Annotated in this window: 14 protein-coding genes and 1 tRNA gene; 6 read left to right on the top strand and 9 right to left on the bottom strand. The window is 26.3% G+C overall.

Annotated elements, in window-relative coordinates:
* Window positions 1–80: 80 nt before the first annotated feature.
* Window positions 81–3083 (bottom strand): hypothetical protein, encoded by a 3003-nt coding sequence (locus tag T324_RS0102545; RefSeq protein ID WP_028328820.1) that lies wholly within the window; start codon window positions 3081–3083, stop codon window positions 81–83.
* A gap of 130 nt (window positions 3084–3213) precedes the next feature.
* A complete protein-coding gene (locus T324_RS0102540; RefSeq protein ID WP_028328819.1) occupies window positions 3214–3585 on the bottom strand; it encodes a hypothetical protein in 372 nt (123 codons plus the stop codon).
* A gap of 162 nt (window positions 3586–3747) precedes the next feature.
* On the opposite strand from T324_RS0102540, the gene trhA reads away from it, so the two are divergent.
* Both trhA and T324_RS0102530 read left to right on the top strand, forming a co-directional pair.
* A complete protein-coding gene (gene trhA, locus T324_RS0102535) occupies window positions 3748–4428 on the top strand; it encodes a PAQR family membrane homeostasis protein TrhA (RefSeq protein ID WP_028328818.1) in 681 nt (226 codons plus the stop codon).
* Window positions 4429–4456: 28 nt separating this feature from the next.
* Window positions 4457–6085 (top strand): AMP-binding protein, encoded by a 1629-nt coding sequence (locus tag T324_RS0102530; protein ID WP_028328817.1) that lies wholly within the window; start codon window positions 4457–4459, stop codon window positions 6083–6085.
* 59 nt (window positions 6086–6144) lie between these two features.
* Here the strand turns inward: T324_RS0102530 and T324_RS0102525 are convergent, their stop codons facing one another.
* Window positions 6145–6504 carry a DUF4234 domain-containing protein gene (locus tag T324_RS0102525; protein WP_028328816.1) on the bottom strand — a complete coding sequence of 120 codons (360 nt, stop codon included), beginning with the start codon at window positions 6502–6504 and terminating at the stop codon, window positions 6145–6147.
* 193 nt (window positions 6505–6697) lie between these two features.
* On the opposite strand from T324_RS0102525, the gene T324_RS0102520 reads away from it, so the two are divergent.
* Window positions 6698–8305, top strand: a complete 1608-nt coding sequence (locus tag T324_RS0102520; protein ID WP_028328815.1) for a peptide ABC transporter substrate-binding protein — start codon at window positions 6698–6700, stop codon at window positions 8303–8305.
* Window positions 8306–8465: 160 nt separating this feature from the next.
* Window positions 8466–8783: a hypothetical protein gene (locus T324_RS0102515; RefSeq protein ID WP_028328814.1), complete on the top strand. Its 318-nt coding sequence runs from the start codon at window positions 8466–8468 to the stop codon at window positions 8781–8783.
* Window positions 8784–8972: 189 nt separating this feature from the next.
* Here the strand turns inward: T324_RS0102515 and T324_RS0102510 are convergent.
* Window positions 8973–9046 (bottom strand) — tRNA-Ile (locus T324_RS0102510).
* Window positions 9047–9243: 197 nt separating this feature from the next.
* Here T324_RS0102510 and T324_RS0102505 point away from each other — a divergent pair.
* Entirely contained in the window at window positions 9244–10071 is an 828-nt protein-coding gene (locus T324_RS0102505) for an EFR1 family ferrodoxin (RefSeq protein ID WP_028328813.1), read from the top strand.
* A gap of 116 nt (window positions 10072–10187) precedes the next feature.
* Here T324_RS0102505 and T324_RS0102500 read toward each other — a convergent pair whose 3' ends face one another.
* The 3 genes from T324_RS0102500 to T324_RS0102490 all read right to left on the bottom strand — a co-directional run bounded on the left by T324_RS0102500 (window position 10188) and on the right by T324_RS0102490 (window position 12829).
* Window positions 10188–10841 carry an Fpg/Nei family DNA glycosylase gene (locus tag T324_RS0102500; RefSeq protein ID WP_028328812.1) on the bottom strand — a complete coding sequence of 218 codons (654 nt, stop codon included), beginning with the start codon at window positions 10839–10841 and terminating at the stop codon, window positions 10188–10190.
* A 190-nt stretch (window positions 10842–11031) separates the two neighbouring features.
* Window positions 11032–11970, bottom strand: a complete 939-nt coding sequence (locus T324_RS0102495) for a UDP-glucuronic acid decarboxylase family protein (protein WP_028328811.1) — start codon at window positions 11968–11970, stop codon at window positions 11032–11034.
* A gap of 169 nt (window positions 11971–12139) precedes the next feature.
* Window positions 12140–12829, bottom strand: coding sequence for an ankyrin repeat domain-containing protein (locus tag T324_RS0102490; protein WP_028328810.1), 690 nt, complete (start codon window positions 12827–12829; stop codon window positions 12140–12142).
* A gap of 126 nt (window positions 12830–12955) precedes the next feature.
* On the opposite strand from T324_RS0102490, the gene T324_RS0102485 reads away from it, so the two are divergent.
* Window positions 12956–13843 carry a LysR family transcriptional regulator gene (locus T324_RS0102485; RefSeq protein WP_028328809.1) on the top strand — a complete coding sequence of 296 codons (888 nt, stop codon included), beginning with the start codon at window positions 12956–12958 and terminating at the stop codon, window positions 13841–13843.
* Between the two features lie 100 nt (window positions 13844–13943).
* Here T324_RS0102485 and T324_RS0102480 read toward each other — a convergent pair whose 3' ends face one another.
* Complete coding sequence (locus T324_RS0102480) at window positions 13944–15368, bottom strand: 6-phospho-beta-glucosidase (protein ID WP_028328808.1); 1425 nt, start codon at window positions 15366–15368, stop codon at window positions 13944–13946.
* A 57-nt stretch (window positions 15369–15425) separates the two neighbouring features.
* Window positions 15426–17348: a beta-glucoside-specific PTS transporter subunit IIABC gene (locus T324_RS0102475; protein WP_028328807.1), complete on the bottom strand. Its 1923-nt coding sequence runs from the start codon at window positions 17346–17348 to the stop codon at window positions 15426–15428.
* Window positions 17349–17357: the final 9 nt, after the last annotated feature.

Below are 17357 nucleotides of genomic sequence, written 5' to 3'. Positions count from 1 at the left end.
AAAATAGATATTTATTCTATTACAGATATTTTAGTATAAGTTTTATTTTTTTCAACTTTAATAATTGACTTATTATTATTTTAATTAATACCAGAAGAAGGCGGAATAATCTTTTTTACTATGTATAAATATCTTATAAACCTCTTTATTTTTCCATTATATTTATCAACATTCAAAGCATATTTATAATATTCTAAAGACTTATTAAAATAATCTTCTATTTCTCTATGAACTTTATATTTTAAATAATAACAAAAACCTATACCGAAATAAACTTCATATTCATTTCTTCCGTAAAAATTATTTTTTATAGAAAGATTATAATTATCTATAGCCTTATTCAAATACTCTTCCTTTTTCTCATGCTTTTTATAAAGAAGTAAATAAACATCAGCAATTAAAGAATAAGCCTCTACATTTCCAAGTTTTACAGAATGAACCAAATTCTCAAATGCATTTTCTATATAATCTATTTTTAAAGTCTTTTCAAATAAATATTTTAATACCAATGCCCTATTATAATTGCATTTGGGATAACTAGGATTTATATCTAAAACCCTGCTGTAGCAATGAAAAGCACTAATAACATATTCGTAATTTTTTGTTTTTAAATAAAGTCTATGATATAAAATTCCAGAATCAAAATAATAATCAGCATTATTTTTTTCTATATTAGACATATATTCATAATAAAATACTGCCAATAATCCGTATTTTGGTTTTTTAGTAATTTCAAATAACAACTTAAAAAATTTGCCGCATAACCTTATAGAAGATATATCCATTTTCAAACTGTTTAAGCACTTGCCAGCCTTAATTAAATGCTTTATATTCTTATCCATATCATACATAACATTATTAAGTATAAATAAATGCTTATTAGCTAAATTTCTGTCATCCTTAAGAATATTAATATATCTATCAAAATATTCATTTATAGAAACCTTATCAGAACAGTAATTAAACAAAACAATATATGCATCTTTAAATTTTTCATAAATAGAATCTATTGATGCCCCCAAAAATAAAGCATGCTCATAATAATGAATTGATTTAATAATATAATCATATTTTAATTCATTATCACTTTTATATGATTTAAGATAGTATAAATATCCCAAACCTTCCAAAGCTATAATAGAATTAGGATTATCAGTTAATACACTTTCATAACATGATAAAGAACTATTATATATATCATCTGTATTATATATGCTGTATGCAAATAAATATAAAAAAGCTAAATTCTCTATTGCCTTTAAATATGAATTATCTAAATCTATTGCTGTAAGATAATTTTTTTCAGCTTCTTTATAATCATGTATTTTATTTTCTATAAGTTTTGTATGATGAAGAAGAGCTAAATTATAATATAAAGTTTTATCATATATATTTACATTCAAAGCATAATTATAATTTTCTAAAGCAATATCAAAATATTTATTATTATGATCTATTTTGTATCTTTCATAATATAATTCTGCCTTCTTTGAAAAATTTTTTATATCATATTTATAATTATTATTTATATACTCTAAAGCCAAATCAAAATATTTATTGTTTCGATTTTCTATATACTTAATTCTATACAAATCAGTTACAGCCAAATTATAATCTGTATGAGACAAGAAAAATAAAGATTTCTCAAAAAAATCATCTTTTAAACTATCAAGGTATAAACAATAATAAAAGCATCCTATATTATAATTTACATAATTACATAATAAGTCATTATTATTAAGCTGACCTTCATTATACAAAGTTTCATAATCATTAAGAACAAATGTAAAATAATTGGTATCTTCAAATATATAATAAGCCAATTTGTATAAATGAAATCTATTAGCATATGTATACAAATAATCTCTATCAATTGCTAATGCTCTATTATAATAACGTAAAGAATTGTCAAAATCTTCTTTATTCTTATTTATATAAAATTTTATCTCATATAAATAGGCAATAGAATTTAATATATCAGTTTCATCAATATCTAAACGATTAAAAAAAGAAAGAGAAGCCTCAAAATATAAATCATCTTTTGTTTTAATATACGCTTTTAAATATAAATATGCCTTAAAATACAAAGCATTATTATCATATATCATTGCACTATCATAATAATTTACAGCAAATGTAAAATCATCCCTGCTTTCTGTTAAATCATATTTAATAGCATAAGCATATCCTAATAAATTATAAAACATGCTGTTGTCTTTTAATAATTTGCTGTCTTCTATTTTTTTATATGTATAAACAGCATCATCAAAAAAACGAATATCACTGCTATATTTAAACATTATAGTATATATAAAGCCTAAATTTAAAAGTACATTAATATCCTTTCCAATATATGAAAGCTCTATATAATAATTTACAGCCTCTAAATAATAATCATAATTTTTTGTTAATAAAAATTTATCCCTGTATAGTTTTGCTAAATCGCATAATGCAAATATGTTTTCTCTATTGAATACTGAAATATCAGAGTATATTTCTTTATCTATATCAGAATATTTAGTTTTATACAAAATATAAACATTATAATTAATATTAATATCATATTTAAAAAACTCTGCCATATTATTATAGCATTCTAAAGATTTAGTAAAATATTGATTATCTTTTGTATGCATATACCTAAATTGATACAAAAGCCCTAGAATAAAATAACTTATATCATCATCATATTTAAGTATATAATTAATATGCTCTAAAGCTATGTTATAGTATATAACATCAAAATCATAAATATATCTAGTGAGGTATAAAAATGCCGCTTTATTTCTGGCATATATATTATAGCTGTCTCTTCTTAATACAGAATTGATACTTCCGGTAACATTTTCAAAACTTTCATCATCTCCGCTATATGCACATTCATCTATATATGAGTCAATTAATTTTTGAATTATAGCTGTATTTTTATAGCGTATGTTTAATTGATTATTATTTTTTTTAAACTCATCAATGAAATTATAATAAAACAAATCTTTATCTTCTAATGTTTCAAAATTTACTTTTTTTATAAACTTGAGATTAGAATCTATTTTCATGTTATTGATGAAATTATAATAATTCATACACTAATCCGGCAATATATGGGAAACATGTTTTATATTATACATAATAAAACAATTTATTTAAATATATTATTTAATAAAAAAAGAGAGAGAGAATATATCCCTCTCTCTATATGAAAGACAAAATATATTATTTATTATTTTTTATTTTATTATATTCAGCTAAAAACTCATTGGCTAATTTCTGTAATTCTTTAGCATATTGCATATTTAAAATCTTAGAATTGTCAATCAAATTTCTATTTGGATACTTTTTGCTCATCTCTAAATTCATTTTAGTTTTTCCTAAATAAATTTTCTTTCTAAGTTCAGCTATTTTAGGCTGATATTTTGATTTTAATTGAATAACCTGAGATAACTGTTCCTCACTAAGTCCTTCTTCATTATATATAAAATATCCATAACTATAAGATTCATTGCAATTATTATAATAGCCTTCTTCAGCAAATAAGGATACTGATAATATGGAAATGATGAAAATAACTGTTATAACGCGTTTCATAATTACGCTCCTAAATAAATTATTATATGTTTAATTAGACGTATAACACAAACAAATAGTTCCCTAAAAATAGTATAAATTTTAATACTTTGAAAATAATACAGCAAAATAGTTATAAATCACCATTTACTTTATTATAAATAAGGTTTAATATATTAAATTATGAACAGTATATTTAAAAATATAGGCAATAACAGAATAAAAAATTCTGTTTCAAAAATAAGTGCTATTATATGCATAATATGTGCAAGCTCTGCTGTAGCCGTTTTAGTACTTTTAATAGTTAATTCGAAAACGGCCAGAGAAATAACATCTTTTTCCTTATATTCAAGTTTTTTAATAACGTTTTATATAATCAATTCAATATATCATTTTTTTCCATTTCATAATAAAGCTAAAAAAGTATTTTATATATTATCACATGTATTTTTTATTATGATGATATGGGGAGTTTACATACCGCCATGCCTCATATCATTAAAAAACGGATGGGGATGGAGCTTTTTTGGTATAATTACAGGATTATGTGTATTAGGTATAACATTAAGAAGTGTATTTGTTTATAGATGGAGAGGTTTTACAGAAACTATATATTATTTACTATTAAACTGGGTTTGGCTTATAGCAATATCAAGAATATCAAATGCTGTAGGAGAATATGGAGCTATACTTTATTTAACAGGATTTCTTCTTTTAACTGTATCAATGGTTTTTTATAGACTTGCTATGTATGAATCTAATAAAAGATATACATTATTTTTACCGCTATTTTATTCCCTTCTTATAATATCTAATATTTGTCATGCTGTTTTCATGTTCAGATATGTTGCAAATATATTCTAAAACTATATTAAAAAAATAGGAGATAAAAATGATTAAAGAAAGACTCAGCGATTATATTCAAGACACTATAAAAAATAATTGGGACATTAATGCATTATCTGATTACGGTACCGACAGAATATTAAAATACTCAGATGTTGCAGAAAATATATTAAAAATACATATAGCTTTTAAAAAGCTCGATATTCATAAAGGTGAGAAAATAGCATTATGCGGAGGAAACTCCGTTAATTGGGCTTTAGTATATTTATCTGTAGTAAGCTACGGAGCAGTAGTTGTTCCTATACTTGTAGATTTTTCAAAAGAAGATATAGCATCAATTATAAAAGATTCAGGCTCTAAATTCTTTTTTGCCAATTCTAATATTATAAAAGGAATAGATGATAAAACATTATCTTCATTAACTAAATGTTTCTATTTAGAAAATTTCAATACTGTTGTAAAAGAGAAAGAAAAAGAAGAAAATATATTTAATGATATAGAAATAGAAAAACTAAGCAAAGAAAAATTTAATCTTACTATATTTGAAAATGACACATTGGCTACTATAATATACACTTCAGGAACTACAGGATTCAGTAAAGGTGTTATGCTCAATCATAATTCATTGGCTGCTAATATCAGATTTGCCATTAATAATATGCCGGTAAAACCTAATGATCATATACTTTCATTTCTTCCTCTTGCCCATGTATTCGGATGTTTATTTGATTTTTTATTCCCATTTTCAAGAGGAGCATGCATATATATGCTTAATGCAATACCTAGCCCTAATGTTTTATTAAAAGCATTTGATGAGGTAAAGCCTAATCTTATACTTATGGTTCCTCTCATAATAGAAAAAATATACTTAAAAAAAATACTTCCTGCTATAGAAAAACCTATAATGGCTAAATTATTAAAAATGCCTATTATATCATCTTTAATTAAATCAAAGATAAGAAATAATTTAACTCAATCTTTCGGCGGTAATTTTTATGAGCTTATAATCGGCGGAAGTGCTTTGAATAGCGATGTTGAAAAATTTCTTATGGATATAGGATTCAAATTCACTGTGGGATATGGTATGACAGAATGCGGGCCTTTAATAAGTTATGGACCTTGGGATAAGCATGTTCCTAGAAGCTGCGGATGTATAATTGACACTTTAGAAGTAAAAATAGATGCTAAAAAAGAAGGTGAAATAGGCGAGATAATGGTTAAAGGTGAAAATGTAATGCTTGGCTATTATAAAAACTATAAGGCAACTGCTGATGTGCTTTCAAAAGACGGATGGCTTAGAACTGGAGATTTGGGTGTACTTGGAGAAAATAACAGAATATTTATAAAAGGAAGAAGTAAAAATATGCTTCTTGGTGCAAGCGGACAGAATATTTATCCGGAAGAGCTTGAAAGTAAATTAAATACTATGCCTTATATATTAGAATCTTTAGTTTTACAAAGAGATAATAAACTCCATGCTTTAATATATTTAGATTCAGAAAGAATAAAAGCAGAGAATTTGAGCGATGAAGAAGTTATTAAATTAATAGAAAAAAACAGAGTAGAAGTAAATAAAATACTTCCTGAATTTGGAAGAATATCTGGATTTACTATACAAAAAGAAGAATTTATTAAAAGTCCTACTCAGAAGATAAAAAGATTTTTATATAATTAAAATGCAAATAAAAGGCTTGAGTAATAATAACACCCAAGCCTTTTAAGTAAAAAAGATTATTAAGATAGTTTTTCCCAAATCTCATTTAACTTAGTTTGTAAAAAGTAACAAGAAACTAACTGTAATAAAATAGATAATATAAATACAAGTTTTATCTTATCTTCTTCAACTGCAGCACCTGATTTTTCAGCCATTTCTTTAAATACTATAGGGGAAATTTTATAATACCAATAAATACTATATATCCCACATGTAATAATAGTAAATAGTATAGTTTTCATAGGATCCAAACTTTCATTATTAGTTGCTGCTTTAATTTCTTTTGTAGTTAAATAAAGCCAATAATAATAGTATATCCCACATGTAACTATACTTAATAAAATAACTTGAATCGGGTTTCTTACGCTTCCTTTTTCCATAAACTTTCCTTTTATAAAATAATGTCCGGTAAATATAATATGAAATATGAAAAATATCAAGTACATAGTCATAGTATATGAAAAAATATTAATGAAAATTTGAATTATTGACTAATAATATAATTAAAACTATAATAATATTGTCTATTATTTTTATTAACTCAATTTTTTAATTATAAAAGGGGCAGCTATTATGAAAAAAAATATAGTCTTGATACTGATTACTTTTTCAATTATATTCTTATTATCATGTAAAGGTAGTAATAAAGATGACGGAGCAATATATATTAATGTGGGTCCTGAACCTAAAACTATTGACCCTGCTTTAAACTCTGCTGTAGATGGAAGCATATATATTCAACATGCTTTTGAAGGACTTGCCACAAGAGATAAAGATAACAATATAATACCTGGTGTTGCAGAAAGATGGGATATAAGTGAGGATGGACTTACTTATACTTTTTATATAAGAGAAAATGCTAAATGGTCTGATGGTAAAAATATAACAGCTGATGATTTTGTTTATGCATGGCAAAGAGCTGTTGATCCTATTACAGCATGCGAATATGCTTATCAATTTGAACCTGTATCAAATGCCATAGATATTACAGCAGGTAAAAAAGAAGTGAGCGAATTAGGAGTAAAAGCAATAAATGAAAAAACATTTGAAGTAAAATTAAATGCGCCTACTGCATACTTTTTAGAGCTTGCCGCTTTTCCTACATTCTACCCTATTAGAAAAGATATTATAGAAGAAAATGGAGATAATTGGACTCTTTCACCTGAAACTTATATAGGAAACGGACCTTTCGTTTTGAAAGAAAGAAGAACTGACGACAGAATAATAATGGAAAAAAATACTAATTATTGGAATGCTCAAAATATAATTCCACAAAAACTCGTATTTATACTTATGCAAAATGGTACTGCAGCTGTGGCAGCTATAAAAGAAGGTTCTATACACTTTGCTAATAATCCGCCTCTTCAGGATATTGAGAATTTAAAAAGCGAAGGCTTAATGCATATATCTCCTTATTTGGGAACATATTATTATTGTTTAAATATTACTAATGAAATATTAAAAGATCCAAATGTAAGAAAGGCATTATCTTTAGCAATAGACAGAAATTATTTAGTTGAACAAGTTACAAGAGGAGGACAGCTTCCTGCAGGAGGATGGGTGCCTTCAGGTGTAAAAGACATTGACGGTAAAGATTTCAGAGAGGTTGGAGGAGATTATTACAGCGTTCAATCTAATGATTATCAAAAGAACTGCGATGAAGCAAAAAGATTATTAGCAGAAGCAGGATTTGCTGACGGAGCAGGATTTCCTGTTTTAGAGTTTAAATCAAATTCAGGAGAGCATATACAAATATTTGAAGCTGTTCAGCAGATGTGGAAAGAGGTATTGAATATAGATTCTACCATATCTCAGGAAGAATGGGCTACTTTCCAAGATACAAGACAGCATAAAAACTTTGTTATAGCACGTCATGGATGGATTGCTGATTATAATGATCCTATGAGTTTCTTGGGAGTATTTTTAAGCTATAGTGTACAAAATAACGGCGGATATAACAATAAAGATTTTGATAAAGAATTAAGCACTGCTATGTCAACAGTGGATGCTAAAGAAAGAATGGATGCTATGCATAGAGCCGAAGATATACTTATGGAAGATATGGGATTAATACCTCTTTATTTCTATACTGACCCTATTATGATTAGTAAAAAATTATCAGATGTCATTTATGATCCTCTTGGTGCTCATAAATTCTTCTATGCTAAATTAGCAAAATAATTAATAATTTGTAATATAAGGAGTTTCTAATATTTAGGAACTCCTTTTTTATTTAATTTTTTTATATAAAAATCAAAAAAGACACTTTTTTAAATTTGTCTTTTTTATAAAAAATGTTATTATATTATATATAAATTAAATGATTTTGGAGATTATATTTATGTTATTAAAAGATAGAAATGGAGTTTATAGAGGAAAAGCAAAAGTGAAGAACTTCCTAAGTTTTGATTTAGATATAGAGGCAAACATATCTTCAAATGGGGATATTACAGTTAATACTTTAGCTCCTATTGTTGGTAAAATAAGCCATACTATATCATTAGGAAGCGATTATGATAAAGACAATTACAGTATGAATTTTGAAAATGTTAATTTTGATATAAAATTTAATTCTAATGAATCTATAGATATAGCATTGCCTGAACAAATTAATAACAGCATTATTTTAACAAGAAATATTACTTTAAATAGGATATAAAAACTAGTACCTAAAAAATATTTTAGGTACTAAAATAATAAATATAATAGAAAAAGTTTTATTGTTAGGGTTAGACAAAATTAAAAGACACTATAAATAAAGTGCCTTTTAATTATCCCTATTTTACTAACCTTAATTAAAGGAGATAATAATATAAAATTATGTAATAAGGAAAATTATATAGGGATGTGGGCCAGCAGGGACTTGAACCCCGGACCCGATGATTATGAGTCATCTGCTCTAACCGACTGAGCTACTGGCCCCTATAAATCTAAATAAAAAATTAAGCTCTTTAGATTTAAAAAATATATCATAAAATAAAAAAAATGTCAATAGATTAATATAAAATAATTACATATTTATTAATCAAATAATATGGCATTTATAGTGTAAAAATATGTTTATATAAATTTACATAATATTATTTATATGGTTTAAATTTAACGAAGGTATATAACATATGATAATTAATAAAGTATATTCAATCTATTATAGTGCAACAGGCACAACTCAAAAAATAGTATCTTTTATCGGAGAAAATATAGCAAAGGAATTAAATGTACCATTTGAAAAATATAATTTTTCTATGCCTAAAAAAAGAGAGGCCATATTACAATTCAAAGAAAATGATTTAGTAATATGCGGTACACCTACTTATGCTGGAAGGATACCAAATGTAATGCTCCCTTTCTACAAAAATAATATAAAAGCTGATAATGCTTTGGCTGTTCCTATTGTTTTATATGGAAATAGAAATTTTGATGATTCATTAATAGAACTTAGAAACACTATGGAAGAAAATGGATTTCATACTATAGCAGGTGCAGGGTTCATAGGAGAGCATGCTTTCTCTTATGTACTTGCTGCTAACAGACCTGATGAAAAAGATATGCAAATAGCTTATGAGTTTGCAAAAAAAGTAGCTGATAAAATAAAAAGCCTAACTGATATTCCAAATGAAGCAGTTAAAGTAAGAGGCAATGATCCTATAAGACCTTACTATATACCAAAGGATGAACATGAACATGCTATTGATATATTAAAAGTAAAACCTAAAGTTGATACTTCCAAATGCACAAACTGTAAAACTTGTGCTCATGTATGCCCTTTAGCATCGATAGATTTTGATGATATTACAAAGTATGTAGGAAAATGTATAAAATGCGGGGCATGTGTAAAAAAATGTCCTGAGCATTGCAGATATTATGATGATGAAGGATATTTATACCATCAGCATGATCTTGAAAAAACTTTTGAAAGAAGAGCAGAACCTGAATTATTCTATTAATCAGACTATCCCATGATTTTAATATTTAATGAAAATGATAAACCCAATGTTATTTCTCATTGGGTTTATTGTATTATACCTATTAGAAATGCAGCATATAAATATATAGAAAAGATTTATTCTTCTAATGAATCGCTTTCTTCTTCTTCCGTATTTCCTGATGCCTCTCTTAGCACCTGTTTTATGGCATCAAATATTTCTCTTGCTTTTGCTTTATTTATCTCTGAAGTTTTTGTCTTTTTAGTTATAGAAGCTTTTTTTAATATCATATCTCCGTAAGTATCACCTATGCCGCTTAATATTAAAGGGTTTTTGATTAACTTTTCAACTGTTGTAGGATTATCTGCTAATAACTGGCAAAATAAATTATAATTAAATTGTTTTGTTAATGGATCATATCCAACCTGAGGCATAGTAGTAGAATCTTTCCATATAGGAATTATCTTTGTACTATCTTTTTTATCTTTGCTGTCATCAACTACAAAAAAATTGCCGTGATCCGTTTCTAATTTAATAATGCTGTTCTCATAATCATCATCTTCAGTTAATACAAATGAGCCGTTAGGTCCTAAATCCACAAGCATAGCATCCTGTGAAAATTGAAAATGCATATATCCGCCGTATCTAAGCACATCTATAATCTTCTGCCCTTCAACATCTTCCATTTCTTTATATTCTTTATCTATGGCCACTATTCTATTTATATAAGAATAGCAAATTTCACCTTTTATAGAATTGATTAAACTAATTAAATTTGGTAATTCTTTCATGTATAACAATCTCTCTTAATATATTATGTTTACTTACAATTTTAGCATGAAAGTAAAAAAAATCAAATTTTATTTTTGATTATTTCATATCAAAAAATCTATTATAATACATGGCCTCTATATTTTTATGAAAATTACAAATTTTAACCCTAATTAATTTGAAGCAATTAAAAAATCTAAAAAAGAATATTTATTTAGATTTTAAATAATTATCAAAATATTCAATAGTTTTCTTAAGCCCCTCTTCAAGTTTATAATCAGGAGACCAATTAAGTTTTTCTTTAGCCAAACTTATATTAGGCTGTCTTTTTATAGGATCATCTTTAGGTAGTTCTTTAAATACTATTTCAGATTTTGAATTAGTCATCTCTATTATCTTTTTAGCAAATTCAATAACTGTCATCTCAGCAGGATTTCCTAAATTAACAGGCCCTATAAAATTTTCACTATTCATCATTTTTACTGCTCCGTCAATCAAATCATCGCAGTAGCAAAAACTTCTAGTCTGACTTCCATCACCATAAACAGTTATAGGTATATTTTGAAGTGCCTGTATAACGAAATTAGAAACAACCCTTCCGTCATTCTCATTCATTCTAGGTCCGTAAGTATTAAATATTCTTATAATTTTAATATCTGTATTATATTGCCTGTGATAATCCATCATAAGAGTTTCAGCACCTCTTTTTCCCTCATCATAACAGCTTCTTATTCCATTAGGATTAACATGTCCCCAATAACTTTCCTTTTGAGGATGCTCTAAAGGATCTCCGTAAACTTCACTTGTAGATGCCTGAAGTATTCTTGCATTGCAGTCCCTTGCTAAATTAAGCATATTCAATATTCCAAAAACACTAGTTTTGAAAGTGTGAACCGGATTTCTTTGATAATGAATAGGTGATGCCGGACATGCAAAATTATATATCTCGTCACATTCTATATGTATAGGTTCTGTTATATCATGTCTTATATTCTCAAAATTTTTATTATTCATTAAATGTGCTATATTTTCATTTGAGCCTGTAAAAAAATTATCTATTGATATTACATAATTTCCTTCTTTTAATAATCTTTCGCATAAATGAGAGCCTAAAAAACCAGCTCCTCCTGTTACAACAATTCTTTTCATCTATTTTAATCCTAATTTTTATTTTAAATAATGATATATATAATTAAAAATATTTCAATGTATTATTTTGATTTTTTAATATTTTACATTTATATTATAGAAATGTTTTAATAATTATAGATATCAACCAATGTAAAGGGCTAGCTATTATATAGTTTAGCCTATTTTTTTATTTATAATTTTTTAATATTTTCTTTATATTATTCACTTCATCCGGATTGTCACATTCATTGCTTTTTAAATAAGCATAAACATCATCTGAATTATTATCAAGCTCATCAATCTTTGCATTATTTTTAAGAAGCTCAATTATTATATCTTCTTTAAGCATTAAAGCGGCATACATCAAAGCAGTAGTTCCATTGTTATTTTTATTATCAATATATGCCCCATTATCTAATAATAATTTTACTATATCAGAATTATTATAATTGCATGCATATATTAGAGGAAACATACCATCATTGTTTTTTGTATTAACATCTGCTTTATAATTCAAAAGCAATTTTATTATATCTGTTCTTTTATAAAATACAGCTATAAGCAAAGCGTCAAATCCTTGATTATTTTTAATACTAGAATCCGCATTATTTTTAAGAAGAATCTCAGCAATAGAACAATGTCCGTAAAAAGAAGCAAGCATCAATGCAGTCCAATTTTCATCCGTTTTAAAGTTAATATCTGCCCCATTTATTATTAATTCTTCCACTATTTCAATTCTATTAAAAATACTTGAAAGCATTAAAGCATTAAATCCTTCATCATCAAGTTTTTTTATATTATCAATATCCTCTTTTATATATTTTCTTACTATTTCTAAATTACCATTCTTTGCAGCTTCAAAAAAATCATTTAACATATAAAAAACTCCTTTAAATAGATTATATTAAAAATTTATTATTATTCAATAGTCATGCCTTTAAAGTATTGAATAATAATTAATAGTTTTGTAAAATTAAAACATGATAAAAAGGAGATTATATTTATGGAGATTAGAGCTTTAAAATATTTTTTAACAGCAGTAAAAGAAGGCAATATAACAAAAGCTGCAAAATATCTTAACCTTACACAGCCTAATCTTTCAAGACAAATAAATATGCTTGAAAAAGATATAGGGCATAAACTCTTTGAAAGAAAGCATAATAATATAGAACTCACACCTGAAGGAATATTATTGAAAAAAAGAGCCGAAGAAATAATGGATATGATAGATAAAACCAGAGCAGAATTTAATTTCACAAATGAGGTAATAGCAGGAGATATATTTATAGGAGCGGGTGAAACTTGGGCTATGAGTATGCTTGCCTCAATTATGAAAGACATTCAAAAAAATTATCCTCATATAAGATATAATATTCATAGCGGAAATTTTGAAGATATTACAGAAAAATTAGATAAAGGATTATTAGATTTCGGAGTATTAATAGATCCGGCAGATTTGTCAAAGTATGATTATCTAAAAATACCCGCAAAAGATACATGGGGAATAATAATGAGAAAAGATTCCAAACTTGCAAATAAAAAAAATATTGTAAAAAATGATCTTCTGAATCTTCCTTTAATAGTATCAAGACAAACTATAGAAAATAAAATTCAAGATAATGACTTTATGAGATGGTTCGGAGACATTTTTGAAAAATTAAATATAGTTGCTACATATAATTTAATTTATAATGCTTTAATAATGGTACGTGAAGGAATGGGTTATGCTTTAGCTTTGGATAAATTAATTGACAATATAAATAATGAAAATATATGCTTCATACCTTTAAAGCCAAAATTAGAATCAGGGCTTAATATAGTTTGGAAAAAGAATCAGGAATTTTCAAGAGCTTCAAAAATATTTTTAGATAAACTAAAAGAAAATTTTTAAATTTATCATTAATAATAAATTATAGGCTTAGTAAAATATAAAAACTTTATAAATATTACTAAGCCGATAGTTTTTAATAAAATAGTATTTAATTATATTGTCAGTCTAAATCTTCACCATTAGAGGCTATAACCTTTTTATACCAATCAAATGATTTTTTCTTCATTCTTTTTAAAGTTCCTTTTCCTTCATTGTCTAAATCAACATATATAAAACCATATCTTTTTTTCATTTCTCCGGAACTTGCAGAAACTAAATCAATACATCCCCAAGTAGTATAACCCATTAAATCAACACCATCTATTTCTATTGCATCCTTCATTACTTTTATATGCTCTCTGTGAAAATCTATTCTGTAATCATCTATAATTTCTCCGTTCTCATTTATAGTATCAACTGCCCCTATTCCATTTTCTACTATAAATAAAGGTTTTCTGTATCTGTCATAAACAGCATTTAAAGTTATTCTTAATCCCAAAGGATCAACAGCCCATCCCCAAGCCGTTTCTTTCAAATATGGATTTTTAGCAGAAGCAAATATATTACCTAAACTAATTTCATTTTTTTCTTCTACATTCGCACATCTAGTATGATAATATGATAAAGATACAAAATCTACAGTATTTTCTTCTAACAATTTATAATCTTCTTTTTCAATATTAGGCATGCAGTTTTTTCTTTCAAGCATTTTCAAAAAATAATTAGGGTATTTGCCATATACTTGAACATCAACTAAAGAATATTCTTTTCTATCTTTACAAATAGCCTCCCATACATTTTCCGGTTTAGAATTAAAAGGATATGTTATTCCTGAGTTAAACATGCATCCTACTTTATTATTGGGATCAACCTCATGTGCAATTTTTACAGCTACAGCACTGGCTAATAATTCATGATGAGCTGCCTGATATTTTACTTTATCTTCATTCTCGCCTTCTTCAAAGCATATGCCAGCTCCCATAAAAGGCATATGAAGAAGAACATTTATTTCATTAAAAGTAAGCCAATATTTAACTAATCCCTTATATCTATTAAATATAGCATTGCAAAGTCTTTCATAAAATACAATTAATTTTCTGTTTCTCCATCCGCCATATTCTTTTATTAAATGCATAGGACAGTCAAAATGTGTAATTGTAACTAAAGGTTCTATTCCATATTTATGGCATTCTTTAAAAATATTTTCATAAAATAATAAACCTTTTTCATTAGGTATTTCTTCATCGCCTTTAGGAAATATTCTGCTCCAAGCAATAGATAAGCGGTAAACTTTAAAACCCATTTCAGCAAAAAGTTTAATATCCTCTTTATAGTGATTATACATATCGATGCCTAATTTAGCAGGGTAATAATGCTTATCATCAAAATCAAACATTTTCATTTTACCAGATATAACTTTTATTCTATCCTCTCCAATAGGACAAACATCAACATTAGCGAGTCCTCTGCCGTCTTTATCAAAACCTCCCTCGCATTGATTGGCAGCAGTAGCACCACCCCATAAAAAATTTTTTGGAAAAGCCATATTTTACTCCTTTTATTTACTCTTCTTTAATTATTTATTCTCACTTAAAAATTATATTTAATGTATAACTGTTAATATTGAATCACCATAATTTATTTTGTCTTTATCTTCTGTTTCCAACACATCTAAATATTCATCAGTATTTACTACAATAATAGGGCTTTCTATTTTGTATCCTTCCTTTGCAATAGCATTAATATCAAATTCTAATAAAGTATCTCCTATATTAACTTTATCTCCTTCTTTTAAATTACTTTTAAAATATTTACCATTTAATTCCACAGTATTAATTCCTATATGTATTAATATTTCTACTCCGTTATTTGAAGTTATTCCAACAGCATGAAGAGTAGGAGTAACTGTAGTAACCGTACCATTTACAGGAGATACAGCTTTGCCTTCTTCAGGTATTATCAAAGCTCCTTTACCTAAACTTTCAGAAGAGAATGCCTCATCTTTTGAATCTTTTAATTTTAATAATTTTCCTTTTAATGGGCTGAATATATTTTCTTTATTTAATAAATTTGATTTTTCTTTTGAATCATTATTTAAATTACTATTATTATTTTCTTTTTTATTATCTTTATCATTTCTAAAAATAATAAATGATGCTATAAAACCTATAATTGATGCTATTAAAGCTCCGATTAATGCCACAATAACATTTTTATTATTAATAGTATCTATCATTCCGGAAAAACCGAATATTCCTAATGCTAAGAAAAACATTTTCAAATTGAAAAATCCGTAAAACCCTCCTATTATTCCTGATAAAAAACAATTTGTAATGAATATCTTTTTTCTAGGCAATACTATACCATACATAGCAGGTTCTGTTATTCCAAATAATGATGATATGAAGCTAGGCAAAGCTAAGTCTTTTAATTGTTTATCCTTAGTTCTTATATATATAGCTAGAACAGCACCTGTCATTACAAATGTAGTTCCGAAATATGGAGTCATAATAGTATCATACCCTATAGTTACCATATTATTCAATGATAAAGGAACTATAACCCAATGCAAACCAAATATAACAAGTATCTGCCAAGCAAACGCTAGTACAAATCCTGCTAAAAGAGGACTGAATTCTCTTATAAATAATATAAAGTTTGTTATTAATAAAGATGCAAATGTAGTAATAGGACCTATTATAATAAATCCGGCTATTAATGATATTATTAATACCAACATAGGTACAAAGAAAAATTTTATTACATCAGGTACTATTTTATTAAAAAATTTTTCACATTTTGAAGCAAAATACACAACGAATATTACAGGTACAACAGTTGATGTATAATTCATAGTTACAATAGGTATTCCGAAGAAATTAATATAAACTTTGGAGGCAAACATACTATTTGCAAACAATGTGTATAATGGCTCCATAGTTGAAGATAATGTACTAAGCTGCAATGAAGGATAGCACATAGCTGCCCCTATTGCTAAACCAACCATATTATTTAATCCAAATTTTTTAGCAGAAGTTAAACCTAAAAATACAGGAAGAAACATAAATAATGAATCGCCTATTCCGTTTACAATAGTATATGTTCCTGATTCTGATGTATATAAGCCTAGTATAACGAAAAGAGCATTAAGGCCTTTTATTATACCGCATGCTGAGAGAACTCCCAATATAGGCTGGAATATACCTGATATTATATCAACAGCTTTATTAAATAAACTAGTATCTTTAATTTCTTCTTTATTTGAAATTATATTTTCTAAACCTGCTATAGTACATACATCCGCATAAACTTCTGCCACATGATTTCCTATAACTACTTGATACTGTCCTCCGCTTTTCATTATAGTAACAATACCATCCATATTTTTTAAGACTTCATCATTTGCTTTACTCTCATCTTTTAACTTGAATCTCAATCTTGTGATACAGTGATTAAGAGAATTTATATTTTCTTTTCCTCCTATATTTTTAATAATTTCTTTTGCCAATGTCTCATACTTTCCCATCAGCTTATC

The sequence above is a fragment of the Brachyspira alvinipulli ATCC 51933 genome, assembly GCF_000518245.1.
GTDB lineage: Bacteria > Spirochaetota > Brachyspiria > Brachyspirales > Brachyspiraceae > Brachyspira > Brachyspira alvinipulli.
This window is presented reverse-complemented; position numbering and strand designations above follow the sequence as displayed.

Excerpts from the sequence above, each read along its gene's own strand:
- T324_RS0102495 (WP_028328811.1), bottom strand. The coding sequence starts at position 11,970 with ATGAAAAGAATTGTTGTAACAGGAGGAGCTGGTTTTTTAGGCTCTCAT.
- T324_RS0102475 (WP_028328807.1), bottom strand. The coding sequence starts at position 17,348 with ATGGGAAAGTATGAGACATTGGCAAAAGAAATTATTAAAAATATAGGA.
- T324_RS0102485 (WP_028328809.1), top strand. The coding sequence starts at position 12,956 with ATGGAGATTAGAGCTTTAAAATATTTTTTAACAGCAGTAAAAGAAGGC.
- T324_RS0102520 (WP_028328815.1), top strand. The coding sequence starts at position 6,698 with ATGAAAAAAAATATAGTCTTGATACTGATTACTTTTTCAATTATATTC.
- T324_RS0102530 (WP_028328817.1), top strand. The coding sequence starts at position 4,457 with ATGATTAAAGAAAGACTCAGCGATTATATTCAAGACACTATAAAAAAT.
- T324_RS0102545 (WP_028328820.1), bottom strand. The coding sequence starts at position 3,083 with ATGAATTATTATAATTTCATCAATAACATGAAAATAGATTCTAATCTC.
- T324_RS0102540 (WP_028328819.1), bottom strand. The coding sequence starts at position 3,585 with ATGAAACGCGTTATAACAGTTATTTTCATCATTTCCATATTATCAGTA.
- T324_RS0102525 (WP_028328816.1), bottom strand. The coding sequence starts at position 6,504 with ATGGAAAAAGGAAGCGTAAGAAACCCGATTCAAGTTATTTTATTAAGT.
- trhA (WP_028328818.1), top strand. The coding sequence starts at position 3,748 with ATGAACAGTATATTTAAAAATATAGGCAATAACAGAATAAAAAATTCT.
- T324_RS0102490 (WP_028328810.1), bottom strand. The coding sequence starts at position 12,829 with ATGTTAAATGATTTTTTTGAAGCTGCAAAGAATGGTAATTTAGAAATA.
- T324_RS0102515 (WP_028328814.1), top strand. The coding sequence starts at position 8,466 with ATGTTATTAAAAGATAGAAATGGAGTTTATAGAGGAAAAGCAAAAGTG.
- T324_RS0102500 (WP_028328812.1), bottom strand. The coding sequence starts at position 10,841 with ATGAAAGAATTACCAAATTTAATTAGTTTAATCAATTCTATAAAAGGT.
- T324_RS0102505 (WP_028328813.1), top strand. The coding sequence starts at position 9,244 with ATGATAATTAATAAAGTATATTCAATCTATTATAGTGCAACAGGCACA.
- T324_RS0102480 (WP_028328808.1), bottom strand. The coding sequence starts at position 15,368 with ATGGCTTTTCCAAAAAATTTTTTATGGGGTGGTGCTACTGCTGCCAAT.